Below are 15,793 nucleotides of genomic sequence, written 5' to 3' on the forward strand. Positions count from 1 at the left end.
ATGGCTGAAATCCCAATCCCCCAACCCCTGAAGATCAAATGTGGGAGGGGGCTTGCCCCCGATTACGGTGGGTCAGCTGGAAATACACTGGCTGACACACTGCCATCGGGGGCAAGCCCCCTCCCACATGTTTAACCGCGTTTAGTCAGTGATAGAGCGCACGCCCGGCTTGGCGCGCTCATCCACCGTCAACTCGAAAATATCCGGCCTGGCGTAGTGCCCCACTACGTCATAGTCATAGCGTGCCCGCACCAATTCATCGGTATCGATCCGCGCCGTCAACAGCCCCGCTTCACCCACCAGCGGCCCGGCAAGAATGTCGCCCATCGGCCCGACGATCACGCTGCCACCGGCAATCAACGCGCGATCCGCCGGCCAGTTGGCAACGTCAACGCCCAACGCCTCGGGCGATGGCTGTACCTGGCAGGCGCTTACGACAAAGCAACGCCCTTCATGGGCCACGTGGCGCATGCTCACCTGCCACATCTCGCGTTCATCCACGGTGGGTGCGCACCACACTTGCACGCCCTTGGCATACATGGCCGTGCGCAGCAGCGGCATCATGTTTTCCCAGCACACCGCGCCGCCAATGCGCCCGACTGCCGCATCGATCACCGGCAGTGTCGAGCCATCGCCCTTGCCCCAGATCAGCCGCTCGGTGCCGGTGGGCATCAGCTTGCGGTGCTTGGCCACCAGACCGCCAGACGGCTCGAAATACAGCACGGTGCAATACAAGGTGCTGCCACTGCGCTCGATCACGCCGAGCACCAGGCTGGCACCCGTACGCGCCGATAACCCGGCCAGCGCCTCGGTTTCCACACCCGGCACATCAATGGCATTGGCAAAATACCGTGCAAAAGCTTCACGGCCCTCGGGCAGGCGGTAACCCAGTTGCGTGCCAAATCCTTCGCCTTTGGGATACCCGCCCAGCAACGCCTCGGGCATCACCACCAGTTGCGCGCCGCTGCGCTGAATCTGCGCTTCATAGCTCAGTATGTGTTCGAGGGTCTGGGCCTTGCCGCCCGGCAGCGAGCCAATTTGTAAAGCAGCCACGATAGAAACAGGCATCACAATCACTCCAAGTCGGTGGGGGTTGCCCATTCTCCGGCCAAGCCTGATCATGAATAAAGCCCACCCCAGTGCTAAATGATATGAGTCAGATAAATATCGCAGACGTCGACCTGAACCTGCTCAAGACCTTTGAAGCCTTGCATGACGAGTCCAGCGCCAGCCGCGCAGCGCTGCGCCTGGGGGTCACCCAATCGGCAATCAGCGCCGGTCTGCGGCGTTTGCGCGAGGTGTACGGCGATCAGTTATTTGTGCGCACAGGCCGTGGACTGGCGCCGACGACACGCGCCAATCAGTTGAAACCGGTGATCAGCGAAGCGTTGGACCGCTGCCGGCAAAGCCTGGCAATGGTCAACCCGCAGACCCCGACCTATCAGGGCCGCTGCGTGGTGCTGGGGCTGTCGGACGACTTCGAGATTGCCTACGGCCGGCGACTGATGGACAGCGTCGCACAGCGCCTGCCGAAACTGCGGGTAATATTCCGCCAGACCCACAGCCAGATTGTCGCCGACGCCCTGCTCGACCGCAGCCTGGACCTGGCCATCACCGCCGGTGGTTTTGCCGAGCGGCGCCTGAGCCGGCAAGTGCTCGGCGAAGGTGACTACCGCTGCCTGGTGGACCCGGACAGCCTGGCGCCCGGCCAGCAACAGATCGACCTGACGGAGTTCGTCGCGCGAGAGCACGTGCTGGTGTCGTCGGGCGGGTTTATCGGCATTACCGATGAAGGCTTGGCGGCGCACGGCTTGAGCCGCCAGGTGTGTGCGTCCACCAGCCACTTTGCCGCGCTGGCGTTTCTGCTCAAGGGCAGCATGGCGGTGGCGACGATTCCCGGGCATGCGGCCGAGGCCATCGCCCGCCTGACCGGCTTGCGCGTCTTGCACTGCCCGCTGGCGTTACCGCGCTACCCGGTGGAGCTGGGCTGGCGCACCCAGGCCCAGCTTGACCCGTTGTTGTTGAACGTGCGTGAGGCGATCGAGGCGTGCTTTATTTAGCCGCCGCCATCAGCTTGTTGACCTCACTGCGCACCATGTTGGAAAACTCCGGCGGCGACATGCCGTCAAGTTCCGCGCGCACCCATTCGGCCCATTTGCCCTTGCGCTTGGCGCGCTCACCGAACAACCGTGCGGCTTCGCCTTTGGCCTTGCCCAGGTTGGTTTGCCACAGGTCGTAGAGGCGCGACTTTTCATCTTCCAGCTCGGCGCGTTCGGCGAGGGTCTTGTTGGCGAGATTGAAGCTCATGTTGAGTTACCTGCTGCACAAATAAAGGACATCTTACACTGAAGGTCCAAAGGACCCGATTTGGATTTTGCCGCAAATAGGCGGCCAGCAAAATAACTGCAACTTTTGCCGGCGCCCGATACTCCATTGTTCACTGTCACATTCACTTGCAAGGAGTCACACATGGCCCGCAAAACCGCCGCCCAATCCGTCGAAGATCAAATCAAGGATCAAGCCTTCAGCGAACTGACCGCGCTGATCGAAGAATCCGACAAATTGCTCAAAAGCAGCGCATCCCTGGTGGGCGAGGAAGGTGAAACCCTGCGCGAGCAGGTCGCTATCAAGCTCAAACAAGCCCTGGACTCGTTATCCAGCGTGCGCGAACGCAGCAAGCCAGTCGTAGATGCCACTGAAACCTACATCGGTGGCCACCCGTGGCAGACCGTGGCGATTTCCGCCGGTTTTGGCCTGGTGGTCGGCCTGTTGCTGGGTCGCCGCAACTGATCGATGGCGTGGCAGCGGTCCACCGCTGCCACGCGTTTTTTTAACCCGCCACCGCCAGTTCGCGCAACTGTTGCAACACTTGCACCTCTAGCACAATCCCCTCCTGCAATGACTTCGCCCGGGTGCGATGCCGTCGATCCCCCGGCAACCGCCTCAGCCCCGCCGCATGCATCTGTCGCACCAGTTCCTGGCTGCGTTCAGCGAAGCCTTGCCCGGCGGTCTTGGCCGGGTCGATCACGATCAGCAACTGGCCGGTCCAGGGTGTGCGAGCACCTGGATGGTTGGACCAATCGAATTCGAAGGAAAAATTGCCGCCGGTCAGGGCCGCCGCCAACAGTTCGACCATCATCGATAATGCCGAGCCCTTGTGCCCGCCGAACGGCAGCAACGCGCCGCCTTCCAGGATGGCCTTTGGGTCCTGGGTCGGCTGGCCCAGGCTGTCGACGCCAGTGCCCAGGGGCAGGCGCTCGCCTTTGCGCGCGGCAATCTGTACATCACCATGGGCGATGGCGCTGGTGGCCAGGTCAAACACAATCGGTGGCCCATCGGCGCGGGGCGCAGCAAAGGCAATCGGGTTGGTCCCGAACAGCGGCCGGTCCGCGCCGTGGGGCACCACGCAGGTCATACTGTTGACCACGCTCAGCGCCACCAGGCCCTCCTCGGCGAAGGGCTCCACATCCGGCCACAACGCGGCGAAATGGTGGGAGTTGCGAATCGCCAGCAAGGCGATCCCGGCACTGCGGGCCTTCTCCACCAACAGGCTGCGCGCCGCCGCCAGGGCCGGTTGGGCAAAGCCGTTATTGGCGTCGACGCGAACAAATCCGCTAGCGACATCCTCGACCAGCGGCACCGCCTTGCCGCTGACCCAGCCACTGCCGAGGGTTGAAACATACCCGGGAATACGGAACACGCCGTGGCTATGGGCACCATCGCGTTCGGCGCTGGCGCAATTGTGCGCGAGCACGCCAGCCACTTCGGGCGACGTGCCATGCCGGATAAACACCTGTTGCAGCAATGCCACCAGTTCGGTGAACGGAATCGAGGATGAGGCAGTGGTAACTGTCGGAGACTGCGCAGACATTTGAAGCTCCGTTTTTATGATTGGAGGGGGCAACGAATGAAGATCCAGACCTTCGATTAAACACCACGCCCGGCGCCTGCTGTCAACTTGCGCAGGGGCTGATTATCTACCCCTGCTCACCGCTGACACGTACTTAGCCTGTCATTCCCTGCATACAATGGAGACAGACTATGGTCCGCGTGACCCCGCCGTATTTTTTCGACGAATTCCTGCTGCCAGTCAGTAGAAAAACACCGAGCGCGCGCGAGCGCCTGTTAGGGCTCTCCGTCAAGGACCTGGAATGGCTCAATACACTGTATTACGCCTCCCACTCCGCCCGGCAGAACCCGCAACTGCACACTTACCCGATGTGCGTCGAAAAGCTGCTGATCAACGTTGCAGGGCAACCGGCGATGCCACTCGCCGGCGCTTTCGTGATGAGCCCCAGCCCGGACGGTGGCAAGGCCCTGTTGTACACCCCGTATGGCGGCATCCAGGTCGCTGACGATCATGCCAGGCTACTCACCGAAGTCGGCAAGCAGTTGGCGGACCCGTTACAGCGCGTCGAGCTGCTGAGCTTCCAGTCGATTGCGCAGCGCAATGCGTTACCCCTGGGCACGGCCATCATACTCACCACCCAGATCGTCGAAGGCCCCGTACAAGAGGACCAGGAACAGACCCTCCAGGCCTGCCAACAGGCCAACGTACTGGCGATGCTGGAGCAACTGCAAAAGGCGCCTACCTTACCCAACATGCTCGACACACTGCTGGGCATCATGGCCCGCACTGACTTCCTTGGCCTGGACCAACGAGACACCCGGGTGAACTGTTTCATTCAAGACCCGGTAAGCGGTCAACGACGTTGGGTCGCTTCGCTGCCATTAAGCGAAGCGCTCCTGCAGTTCTACGTGAAACATGCCTGGCCCAGGGAACAAACCCGCGAGTTCGTCAACCCCAAACATGACACGACCGCTTTCACCCCGGCCCAGCTTGAACAAGACCGCCAGCGCTGGGAAATGCTGATCCAACAAATCTCCAACATACTTTCAAGGCTGCTGGACAGCCTGCTGCAGACATACTGGAATGAGGATATAAACAACGGCACCTCACGCCTGAATCTTTTCGCGCAGATCATGGCGGATAAGTTTCGCGTCGATATCCTGCTCAAGCGCCAGCAAAAAATCCTCAGCGCCGGCGAAAGCCATATGCTTCAGGCCATGTTCCTCAGTGACCAGACCGCTCGCCGCACTTACGCCAGCCACCTGAGTGTGGAAAAAGTGCGCGTGTACGCGCCGTACCAACATTACGTGGAGCTGGCCGGCACGTTGGCAATCAGCGAGACACACGCTTACCTTTACACGCAATCGCGTGGATTGCAGGTACTCGAAGACCTGGATGATCTGAAAGATACCTTATTGAGCATGCTCAAGAGCGCGGGACACGAAGATGAGCTGCTCAATTTTCTGTCCTTGGATGAGCGCAACACGTTTATCGGTCTCGACCAGATAAACATCGCTGTCCAGCCTGCCACGGCCGGGATTTTTACCAGCTTGGTCGAAGACATTGCGCTCAAGCAGACCAGTAATATGAACCACGCACTGGCGCTTTATCGGCGCAACGACGGGCAAGTGGACCTGGCGGCGTTGCTTGACTACGCCCTGGACATACGCACGATGCTCGACCACCGCCTGGCGACACTCGACACCGGCGGACGCTGGACAGTGCACCCCGTTGCCAGCGGTAGCGGCCGTCCCTCTACGGTGAGGGCGGAACGCGCCAAGCTGCACCTTCAACGCCTGGAAGCCGCCGAGGACGCACTGGCCTCAGAACGCCAAAACCGTCCGACGTTACGCAGCATGGCCACGCTCGCCTTGAACGCTGAACTGCAAAAACAGCAACAGGACCTCAATGCCGATGAGGTGTTTATCAACACCTACGCCACCCAGGCACAAGAGCGTGAGGAACGCCCACCGGTGTCGTCCCTGAGCATGGTGGAACACTTCATCGAGCGTCTGAGCCGTGAGGCCACGCCGGTTGCCGCCTCTTCGCGAACGTGGTTCTACAGCAAGCCCAACCAAGGCGTCGCGCTCAAGTTGCACAGCATGACCCTGAAAACGTTCAACGGCATAATCGATCAAGTCATGCTGGTTTTCGCCAACCACTCGATGCGTGAGCTGCCACGTCTGTATCTGGCCAACACCCGCGACAAACACGCTCACTCGATGCTCAATGGGTTGCGTAGCGAGGCCGAACTACGACGGTTGAACACCACCATGACGCCAGGCAGCCAGCAGATCCTTGACGCCGTACTGCAGCCCGAAAGCCTTTCGCGGGTGACACGTTATGGCATCAACGGCTTTCTACCCGATGCTTATGGATTGACACTGGCCACGGGCACACCGGAGAACGTGCAGCCGCTTGCCAATACATTTCTACTGACAGAACGGGGTGGTATCGACCCACAGCGCTCGGGCCATGTCGTACTGTGGACGCCTCGACGTGGTTATGAGGCATTCCCTTCGATTCAAGCCCTGCGCACGGAGATGACACAGCGCCTGGCGCATCCGATCCAGCGCTTGAGCCTGCTGGAAAACCTGCCCGTCTCCCTGCGTGTGCCCCACCAGGTGTATCGACTGGGCCCCTTGCAACGCATTGACGACAACGTATTGAACAATCGCCTGCAAACCTACAGTGACTACGTTTTGGACGACGTTGATCGCCTGCTTTCCATGAAGTTGCCCGCCAGGGCGCTGCAGGATCGCCTGGATACGGTATTGGAGCAGGCCGCGCCCACCAACCTTGCCCGGGCCATCGCTATAGCCAGGGCGACTATCAACCAGCAGGCCCTGCCCACCTGGTTGGGCATGGCGTTGGCCGAGGAGCAGATCCATCAGGTAGAACTGCTTGAGCAATACCACAACAGCGCCCCGGACGAAAAAGACTACCTGCAGGGGATAACGCCGATTCGCAAGCATACGAGCACCGCACTTCTGGCGTTGCTCCAGGTACGGTTCCCCGGCCAGAAACTCGACCCGGATGACGTGCTGATCCCCGCACACCAGGCCTTGGACATCCATGTCTACAGCTTGACCGATTTTGCCTTGCGTCACTGGCCAGACCTGAACGCCGAGAACATCCGCCCCCGCTCACGCACGGCCACGCCCCTGCCGGACACGCTGGATGCAAACGCGGTGATCCAAATGGTCCGGCAACTGGATTTGAAAACGCACTATCAAACGCTGTTGCAAAACATGCTCAACCCCCAGACGGAGGAAGGGCGAAAACGTCGGGACCTGTTCTGCCGGCAATTGCCCTGGCAAACGTTGCAATACGCCCATGAGCAAAAGCTGCAGGAACGACTTTCAGCACGAGCGTTGAATATGGTCCAACAGGTCTTCAACATGCCCGACGCCCTGGCGCGCGGGAAGCTCACCGGTGCGTCAGCCATTATTCGCTCCTTGGCATTGATTGCCACTGAAAGTGCCGCTTCCGTCAAGGCCCTGGGCATGTACCTGATAGGACCTGAAACCAGAAGCGCTGGCCCTTTGGTGCTGCACGCACCCTACAGCGAAAAACATGTATTCAAGGAATACGCGAACGAGCAAGCATTGCTCGATGAATTGGAGCGGCCGGGAGAACTTCAGGAGTGGACCTTGACGCACCTGGAGGCACCGCATCAGGCCACTTACCGTAACTTGCTGCAAAATAACCGACGCCCCTCCTCCGACATCCGCCTGGCCAAGGCCGCGATAAGCGGCAATGTCCTTCACGACCTGTTCACTGACAATACGCAGATCCTGCTCAAGATGCTTGCCGGCCAGTTTGAGCAAGGCGCCAAGCGGCTATGGGACAGAGCGGTCGACCTGCTGGGTGAGGGCATCCCCAACGCCGTGCAGTTCATGGCTGGAAAACTCGCCTATCCACTGGTGGTCTGGCGTAGCTACCAATTGTTCAAGCGCTCGGCCGAGGCGCTGCAGTTGCACAAATGGAAAGCCGCACTGAAGGACTTCATCTCGGGCGTGGCTCAAATGGCCGCGCTGGGCAGGGAACTTGAGGGCACCGACGCCTCGCCCCCTGCCGAAACTGCGGTAGCGCAGGCGGACCTGTCAGACCAGGCCCTGCCCACGGCCACCACGCTGACGACACTGAAAATCACCTCTGCCTCGCGTACTCGTCTGCAGCCGTTCGAAAATCACGATATCGCGTTGAAGGACCTGGAGCTGAGTACCTCCAGCCAGGTTTACACTGACAAAACCACCTTGAAAAACTATGTTCCGCTTGAAGGCAAAGTGTACTCGGTCAAGAAAACCGCAAAGCATTGGCGCCTGGCCCAGGGCTCCCAGGCAGGCCCTTACGTTGGCCGCAACGCCCAGGGCAAATGGGTATTGGACCTCAGCCGCCATCATCCACGTTTTGGCAAAACCCTATCGCGCATGAAGGTGCAAACCAGCGTAGAGAAATCGATCGACATTGAAGCGACAGGCATAAGGCAAATTGCCGCTCTGTCGAGCTGGCAAGCCCGCGTCATTGACGAGGCATTGAATGTCGCGACTTATTACGCCAACAACTGCCATCGCAACCTCGTCCGGTTCTCGGCAGCCCCGGCCCCTGATCACCGCGTAGGTGTCTTTTTGCACGAGATGTTCGGTGTACCTGACCTGTCTACTGACCAGGTGGACCGAATCAGGAGCGTCGTTCACGAGATCCTTGAAGAGCTGTGTGATTCAAGCCTGACCAGCCAAGACTCAAACCGTTTTGTCAGTGGTAGCACCGCTGGCAATGGTGAGGAGCAGTACGCGTTTATTATTCCCGCCGACCCGGGGCGCAAGTTGTACTTACTCGAACGTTTTTTTTATCCGCAAATGGGCGTTTACCATGGTCGCTTGCATTCGCCCTTCGACATTTCAGCCCACGCCCGGGCGTGCACTCTCATTCACGAATTGTCGCACTTGAAGCTCAGTACCGAAGACCTGGCGTACCTTGACAGCATGCGCCCATTCCCTGACCTGATTAATACCGCTCTGCGTGGCTCTGTAGCGCTCAAGACCGAACTTGAGGATGTGCGCAAGTTCGCCCTTTCCACGCTGACGCCCTCGGACATGTTGTTCAAGGTCTGGAACGACTATTCCGAGAAATGGGAAGACTACGGGGATGGCACATCCACTCAAGAGCTTGAGCAGAAAGTCCTCGACACCACGGGGGCCAAGACCCTCGACGATGCCCGCGTGATTTTCATGAGCAACGACGACAAGCGTATCGATACGATTCTGGCCAACGCCGACTCATTGACCTACCTGATCAGTGAACTCGGCCGCCTGTTGGATGCGGGGGCCTGAGCAGCCCCCGCAAGGCGTGTCAGTCTTTCTGGTCACGCAGCACATTACCGGAGGCGCCGTCGATTCGAGCTTCATAAACGACGCCGTCGGATTTGCGGCCTTTGACTTCCCAATAGCCATTGTCATCGGCTTCGGCGGCATAGACTTCGATATACCCCGCCTTGGTCTTCGCCACCTCAATGGCTTTTTCAATGGTGATCCAGCCCGCACCCGGCTTGTCTGCCAAGGCAGCGCCAGCACTCAGCAAGGCGGTGGTGGCACACAGGGCAGCTAAGGTTTTCTTCAACATGTTGGTACTCCATGGTTGACGACAGGTTAATTCCTGAATTTTTAGGCGCACTCAAACAAGAATAAGTTCCAATTGATGTGCAATCGCCATGATGCTGTTCTCGTCGCGGGCTTCAGAGAGTTAGAATGCGGGAAATCAGGATGAGTCAATGAGCGAAGAGTCCCTTTCAGAAGCCGAGTACGACGCCATTACCGACGCCGCCGCGCATTGGTGCATGCGCTTGCATGCCGAGGATTGCTCGGCCGCTGAGCGCCAGGCGTTTGAAAAATGGCACGACGCTCACCCGCTGCATGCGTTCGAATACGCGGCGATGCTGGAAGTCTGGGACGTGGCCGATCACCTGCCGCGCACCACGCCGGCGCCGGCCGTGTTGCCGTTCAAGCCGCGCAAGCGCTGGCGCACCTATGCGGTCGCCGCCGCCCTGTGCCTGGGTGCCTTGCCACTGGCCGCCTTGACCGGTTGGGAAGTCGGCTGGTTGCCCAGCGCCTATAAACACTACGAAGCAACCAACGGCTTGCGCAAGGTCACCCTTGCTGATGGCAGCCAGGTGGAATTGAACCTGGGCACCGAACTGGTCTATAGCGATTACAAGGACCGGCGTCAGGCCAGCTTGAAAAAGGGTGAAGCGTTTTTCAAGGTCGCCCATGACAGCGATCACCCCTTTATCGTGCAGGCTGGCGAGGGACAGGTGCGCGTGACGGGCACCCAGTTCAATGTCTGGACGTATGCGGACCAGGTGCGGGTGATGTTGCTTGAAGGCGCGGTGCAGATCGCCAGCGACTCAGTGCACGGCAGCGTACCGCTGACCCCAGGGATGCAGGCCAGTTACCAACGGGGCGACGCCACCCCACGCGTGGCGGCGATCAAAGCCGATGACACGGCCCTGGCATGGCGCACGGGCAAACTGGTGCTCGATAATCTGGCCCTGGCCGATGCGCTGCCGCTGATCAACCGCTACCTGGACAAACCCGCGATGCTGGCGGACGCAGGCACCGGGAGCATTCGCATTGGCGGTATTTATAACCTCAGTGAAGTCAACAACCTTATCCCTTCCCTGCCCAAGGTATTACCGGTCTACCTGACCCAGAATCAGGACGGCAACCCGGTACTCAATTCCATTCCGCGTAAAACGCCCAAGGGCTGAGCCTGCGCCTACCGCGTGATCTGTCCACTTTTGAAACACCCAACTGCCTTGAATCGCCCGGCGGGGACGGATTCATCGTTTTGTCATGGACACTGTTTCATCACTGATACAACTGACGCGCGCCTCCCGGTATACGGCGCAGGCCGAGGACTGTTTCAGGGTTGAAACACCGCAGCCGACGAATTCGTCGATGCAAACCATAACCTGCTGAATTTAAAGTAAAAACGAAAACCGGCACGCCTTCTGCTCTGTCCCTGACAACGCTGTTTAGGGTCAGCGTGAATAATAGGGACCGCCGCCGTGAACACATTCACTCATGCCTCGATAAACGCACTGCTGATCAGTTGCGTGCTCAGTGCCGGCGTCAGCCTGCCGAGCCAGGCGGGTGATGGCGTGATCGTGACAGGTCGCACCGTGCAAGGGCATATGTACGGGCGTACCTCGCTCCCCGACCCCTACCCCAACACGGCCAACGCCAACCCCAGCAAAGAAGTGATCAGCGCCATTTCCGGCGAACTCAGCGACCGGGACATCGGCGGCATCAGCAGCGGTTCAAGCCTGGCGCGCTCCGTGCAGCCCAACGGCAATCTGTCCGGCCTGGGCGCCACGCAAACCGGCATGTCGACCCTCGGTACCGGCGCTGCCGCGGGCCATGGCGCCGGCGCCGGCAGCGCAATGGGTGGGCAGATCAGCGATTCGATCCAGCGCGGCATGACCCCCTTGAACAACCTCGGCGGCATGATGGGGGGCAAGTGATGAAGCGACTCCTGTTGATAGTCGGCCTGCTGGGCAGCGCATCGAGCCTGGCTGACAACACCGCCGTGATCGATAGCAGCGGCAAACAGTACGAAGGTGTTTTGTCGATCAACCAGGCAGCCGGCAATCAGCAACAAATGTCCAACAGCCGCGCCATTGTCCTCGGTGGCCAGGCCATCACCGTCAACATCCAGAAGCTCGACGGCAACGTCGACCCGTCCCTGAACGCCAAGGCGGCGATCCTGGGCGCCTCCTTTACCAACGGCAACGGCGTACTGGGCATCAACCAGTCAGCCGGAGCCAATAACCAATCGATCAATGCGGTGCGGATCAGCCTGAACCCTGGCCCGCAAAGCATCGATGACAGCGTCCTGTTGCAACAGAACACGACGACGCTGGCAACCGACTCAGGGTCCACCTCCACCACTGGCAGCCGCCAGGTCGTTACCAGCGACCAGGCCTTCACCGGCAGCCGAGGAGTGATTCAGGTGAACCAGAGTGCCGGGGTGGGGAACCGAGTGGCTAACACCCTGGGCATCACTATCAAGTAGCTGCTTGATAGGCGTTCGTTAGGCCGTACCAACACTTAACCCAACTAATTAGAAGCAAGGAGAAACACCATGAAACCTCAAATGGCTCTCAAACCACTGGTTTTCGCGCTCGCCGCGCTCATGGCTGCCGCTGCTCAAGCGGGTAGCTGGCATCCAGCCCCTCAACCCACCGGCACGGTGGCCGCCGTGGTCACCGATGTACAAAAAAGCCAGCACAACAAATTCGAGGACAGCAACACCGAAAACAATGCCTCGGCCGACAACTCGGTCACCGGCAACAGCGGTAACGTGGGCGTCAACGTACAGTCGGGCTCCGGCAACCAGGCGGATAACGCAGGGGCCATCTCCAGTGCCAAAGGCGACTTTGCCAGCGTGTTCGCCGTGATCGATGTGGATCAAGCCAGCACCCATAACAACTTCGTCAACAAAGGCACGCAAAACAACGCGTCCCTGGACGGCTCCGTCAACGGCAACTCCGGCAACGTGGGTTACAACGGCCAGGCCGGTCAAGGCAACGAAGGTAAAAACAACCTGGCAATCACCACCGCTGACGGCAAGAACATCGCCGCCGCCTCCAACACCGAGCAGAACTCGCTCAACAACAGCTACCTCAATACCGCCGTCAGCAGCCATGGCTACGGCAAGCCTCAATACGTGTCCAACAACGCAAGCCTGGACAACTCGGTTAACCGCAACTCCGGCAACGTGGGTGTAAACCTGCAATCCGGCGCGGGCAACCAGGGCAGCAACAGCCTGTCGATCGGCCAAGGTTGCAGCGTTTGCAGCAGCGGCGTGCGCTTCTGATCCAACGGGGCCTTGGCAACAAGGCCCTTTTTTATTCCAGTGTCCAACAGGTCTGTCGATCATGCGCCTTGCGGCCCTCACCCTCCTGATGTTGCTCACCGGTCCCGCCTGGGCAGGCACCATGGCGATCTCCGCCATGCCCGGCGGTGCGGTGATTTTCAAGAAGGTCGAGAGCATCCGTGAACGCCGGTTCGCCAACCTGGTGGAACAGAAAACCGATTTCAGCTGCGGTGCTGCGGCACTTGCCACCATCCTGCGCCAGGCCTATTGGCTGGACGTCGATGAAGATCACATCATCAAAGGCATGCTGGTCAATGCCGACCAGGACCTGGTGCGTACCCAGGGTTTTTCCATGCTGGACATGAAGCGCTACCTCGAAAGCATCGGCATGCGCGCCCGGGGCTACAAGATCGCCCCGGACACCCTGGTCACCGTGAAAATCCCGGTGGTGGTGCTGCTGGAGATCCGTGGCTACAAGCACTTCGTGGTGATGCAGCGGGCCGACAAGGACTGGGTGTATGTCGGCGACCCGGTGCTGGGGCATAAGCGCTATGCGCGGGATGACTTCGTCAAGGGATGGAATGGGATCGTGTTCGCCGTATTGGGTGAAGGCTACGACAAGACCAATGTTCTGCTCGACCCGCCTGCCCCGCTGACCGCCAAGAACCAGTTGAACGAGTTCCGGCCCGTGGGCGACGCCGAGCTGATGGATTTCGGTTTTATCCAGAGCGACTTCTTCTAGAAGCGCAATAAGGGGCAGGACGCTCCAGGAGCAAAAGATGAACACTTCCCGTTGGCTGACGGTTTTGTGTCTGGCAGCCTCGATGCCCGTTTATGCTTCGTCGGGCTTCAAACCGATCGAACTCAATGATGCGCAAATGGCCGAGCTGCGCGGCCGGTATGTGATGCCGGGGCGCATCATCAGCTTCGGCATTGTCATGAGCAGCACCTGGACCAATGCGGTCGGCGACAGCATTACCGCCAAGGCCAGCATGCAGTTGGACAAGACCACCATTACCCCGCAATTCTACGTGCAAACCACCGGTGCGGCGGGTTCCGGAACGCCCTCTGCCGGCAGCGGTAACGTGATCGGCGGAGCCGGCCTGACCAGCGGCCAGGGCGTGACTCAAAGCGTGCGCGCCGCCGGGGATGGCAACACCGCCTACAACCAGGTAGGCATCAACGTCACCCAGGACGGCTTTGCCCCTGCCAACGCTGTGCAGTCCGGGCAGGTATTGGTGGCCGGTGGCACCGTCACCGGCGAGAGCAAGGCAGGTCATGTCAGCGTATCGGCCAACAATGGCGGCCTGCAAATGGCGATCCAGGCCAACCACAACCAGGGCAACAGCCTGCAGCAGATCGGCGGCGGGAATGTGCTGCAAGGGACAGTTTTGAAGGGCGATACCAACTTCGTCAGCAACATGACTCAACTCAACGTGGTGATGAACAATAACGGTTTGAACAACGGCGCATTGAACTGCAATCTGGACCAGCTCAAAGGCCTACGCACGCTCGGTTATTGAACTACGCTGACCCTCGACACTTACGCATTGGAAAAGGACGGCTTATTTCATGCATCGATCGTTATCGCTCCGCGCGGTGATCTGTTTAAGTACGCTCTTGCCCGCATCCGTGCTGTATGCCGCGCCAGATGCCGATATCGAAACGCTGAAGAAGGAACTCCTGGAACTCAAGCAACGCTACGACGTGCAGCAAAAGGCCCTGGCCGTGCTGGAACAACGTGTACGCCAGGTGGAAGATCAACCGGCCACGCCGGCACCCAGGCGCCTGGCCAAATCCCCTGCCGATTTCAAGCAAGGCGGTACGACCGTCGCAGGCACCGGTGCGGCAGCAGCGTCAGGTGGCGCGGGCGGCGGCGGCAGCTCCTACGGCCAGTCGCTCAAGGACGATTCGGCCCCTGCGCAAAGTGTGAGCAACCTGTACAACGAAGCCAGTGGCTTCTTCGGCAATGGCAAGTTCAGCGTCGAGACCGGCATCACCTATGCCCGTTATGACGCGCGCCAATTGACCCTCAATGGTTTCCTGGCGCTGGACTCGATCTTCCTTGGCAACATCAACCTGGACCGGATCAAATCCGACAGCTGGACCCTGGACCTGACCGGCCGCTACAACGTCGATAACCGTTGGCAGTTCGACCTCAACGTGCCGGTGGTCTACCGCGAATCGACCTATCAGTCCGGCGGCGCCGGCAACGATGCCACGGCCACCTCGGAAGCTTCCGTGACCCGCGACCCTACCATCGGCGACGTCAACTTCGGCGTGGCGTACAAATTCCTCGATGAAACCCCTACCCTGCCGGATGCCGTGGTGTCGGTGCGGGTGAAGGCGCCTACGGGTAAAGAGCCGTTTGGCATCAAACTGGTCAAGCAACCCAACAACGACAACCTCTACCTGCCGGAAAGCCTGCCGACGGGCAACGGCGTATGGTCGGTCACACCGGGCATTTCCCTGGTCAAGACCTTCGACCCTGCGGTGTTGTTCGGCTCGCTGTCGTACACCCACAACTTCGAGGACTCGTTCGATGACATCAGCAGTGAGGTCAACCAGAAGGTGGGGGGCAAGGTGCGCCTGGGCGACAGCTTTCAGTTCGGTGTCGGCGTGGCCTTTGCCTTGAACGAAAAAATGAGCATGTCGTTTTCGGTGTCCGACCTGGTGCAGCGCAAAAGCAAGCTCAAGCCGGACGGCGGCGACTGGCAGTCGGTGGTCTCCAGCGATGCAAATGCGGGCTACTTCAACGTCGGCATGACGATTGCCGCCTCGGATAACCTGACCATCGTGCCGAACCTGGCGATCGGGATGACCGATGACGCCCCGGACTTCACGTTCAGCCTGAAATTCCCGTACTACTTCTGATCGAGAGGCAAACGCTTCCCGCGATGCGCAGCGAGTCGCTCTTGATCTTGATCTGGCTTTTGATCTTAGGCGCCCCGTTAAACCACGCTGGCCGAACGCAGGCTTGAATCCGTGGGTAACCCGGCAGGACGCCGGGTTAGCCGCCCCGCGCCATGGATGGCGCGTGGCGGCGGCCCACGGATTCAAGCC

Annotated in this window: 14 protein-coding genes; 10 read left to right on the forward strand and 4 right to left on the reverse strand. The window is 59.8% G+C overall.

Annotated features, from left to right (window positions below):
* Positions 1–141 precede the first annotated feature (141 nt).
* Positions 142–1,068: a carbon-nitrogen hydrolase family protein gene (locus CIB54_RS26700; protein WP_065952527.1), complete on the reverse strand. Its 927-nt coding sequence runs from the start codon at positions 1,066–1,068 to the stop codon at positions 142–144.
* An 83-nt stretch (positions 1,069–1,151) separates the two neighbouring features.
* Here CIB54_RS26700 and CIB54_RS26705 point away from each other — a divergent pair, with 83 nt between their 5' ends.
* Positions 1,152–2,060: a LysR family transcriptional regulator gene (locus tag CIB54_RS26705; protein ID WP_198557225.1), complete on the forward strand. Its 909-nt coding sequence runs from the start codon at positions 1,152–1,154 to the stop codon at positions 2,058–2,060.
* Here CIB54_RS26705 and CIB54_RS26710 read toward each other — a convergent pair.
* Positions 2,053–2,307, reverse strand: coding sequence for a hypothetical protein (locus CIB54_RS26710; RefSeq protein ID WP_003190904.1), 255 nt, complete (start codon positions 2,305–2,307; stop codon positions 2,053–2,055). The two genes, CIB54_RS26705 and CIB54_RS26710, sit on opposite strands and share 8 nt — an antisense overlap.
* Positions 2,308–2,469: 162 nt before the next feature.
* On the opposite strand from CIB54_RS26710, the gene CIB54_RS26715 reads away from it, so the two are divergent.
* Positions 2,470–2,790, forward strand: a complete 321-nt coding sequence (locus tag CIB54_RS26715; RefSeq protein WP_065952526.1) for an ElaB/YgaM/YqjD family protein — start codon at positions 2,470–2,472, stop codon at positions 2,788–2,790.
* A 40-nt stretch (positions 2,791–2,830) separates the two neighbouring features.
* Here CIB54_RS26715 and CIB54_RS26720 read toward each other — a convergent pair whose 3' ends face one another.
* Complete coding sequence (locus CIB54_RS26720) at positions 2,831–3,871, reverse strand: Ldh family oxidoreductase (protein WP_101221442.1); 1,041 nt, start codon at positions 3,869–3,871, stop codon at positions 2,831–2,833.
* Between the two features lie 170 nt (positions 3,872–4,041).
* Here CIB54_RS26720 and CIB54_RS26725 point away from each other — a divergent pair, with 170 nt between their 5' ends.
* Positions 4,042–9,186 (forward strand): dermonecrotic toxin domain-containing protein, encoded by a 5,145-nt coding sequence (locus CIB54_RS26725; RefSeq protein ID WP_101221443.1) that lies wholly within the window; start codon positions 4,042–4,044, stop codon positions 9,184–9,186.
* Positions 9,187–9,205: 19 nt separating this feature from the next.
* On the opposite strand, the gene CIB54_RS26730 is transcribed toward CIB54_RS26725, so the two are convergent.
* Positions 9,206–9,475, reverse strand: a complete 270-nt coding sequence (locus CIB54_RS26730) for a PepSY domain-containing protein (RefSeq protein ID WP_065952523.1) — start codon at positions 9,473–9,475, stop codon at positions 9,206–9,208.
* Between the two features lie 148 nt (positions 9,476–9,623).
* On the opposite strand from CIB54_RS26730, the gene CIB54_RS26735 reads away from it, so the two are divergent.
* The 7 genes from CIB54_RS26735 (at position 9,624) to CIB54_RS26765 (ending at position 15,604) form a co-directional block, all read left to right on the forward strand.
* On the forward strand, positions 9,624–10,619 hold the full coding sequence (locus CIB54_RS26735) for a FecR family protein (RefSeq protein ID WP_065952522.1): 996 nt from the start codon (positions 9,624–9,626) through the stop codon (positions 10,617–10,619).
* A gap of 300 nt (positions 10,620–10,919) precedes the next feature.
* Positions 10,920–11,375, forward strand: coding sequence for a hypothetical protein (locus CIB54_RS26740; protein WP_101221444.1), 456 nt, complete (start codon positions 10,920–10,922; stop codon positions 11,373–11,375).
* Positions 11,375–11,926 (forward strand): adhesin, encoded by a 552-nt coding sequence (locus CIB54_RS26745; protein WP_101221445.1) that lies wholly within the window; start codon positions 11,375–11,377, stop codon positions 11,924–11,926. The genes CIB54_RS26740 and CIB54_RS26745 overlap by 1 nt, the downstream gene beginning before the upstream one ends.
* Before the next feature lie 69 nt (positions 11,927–11,995).
* Positions 11,996–12,730: a hypothetical protein gene (locus CIB54_RS26750; protein ID WP_065952519.1), complete on the forward strand. Its 735-nt coding sequence runs from the start codon at positions 11,996–11,998 to the stop codon at positions 12,728–12,730.
* A gap of 61 nt (positions 12,731–12,791) precedes the next feature.
* The gene (locus CIB54_RS26755) at positions 12,792–13,472 is read left to right on the forward strand and encodes a C39 family peptidase (protein ID WP_065952518.1); all 681 of its coding nucleotides are present in this window, start codon (positions 12,792–12,794) and stop codon (positions 13,470–13,472) included.
* 37 nt (positions 13,473–13,509) lie between these two features.
* Positions 13,510–14,253, forward strand: coding sequence for a hypothetical protein (locus tag CIB54_RS26760; protein ID WP_101221446.1), 744 nt, complete (start codon positions 13,510–13,512; stop codon positions 14,251–14,253).
* A 49-nt stretch (positions 14,254–14,302) separates the two neighbouring features.
* Positions 14,303–15,604: a coiled-coil domain-containing protein gene (locus CIB54_RS26765; protein WP_065952516.1), complete on the forward strand. Its 1,302-nt coding sequence runs from the start codon at positions 14,303–14,305 to the stop codon at positions 15,602–15,604.
* The last annotated feature ends 189 nt before the right edge of the window (positions 15,605–15,793 follow it).

The sequence above is a fragment of the Pseudomonas fluorescens genome, from assembly GCF_002837185.1.
GTDB classification, from domain to species: Bacteria; Pseudomonadota; Gammaproteobacteria; order Pseudomonadales; family Pseudomonadaceae; genus Aquipseudomonas; species Aquipseudomonas fluorescens_AM.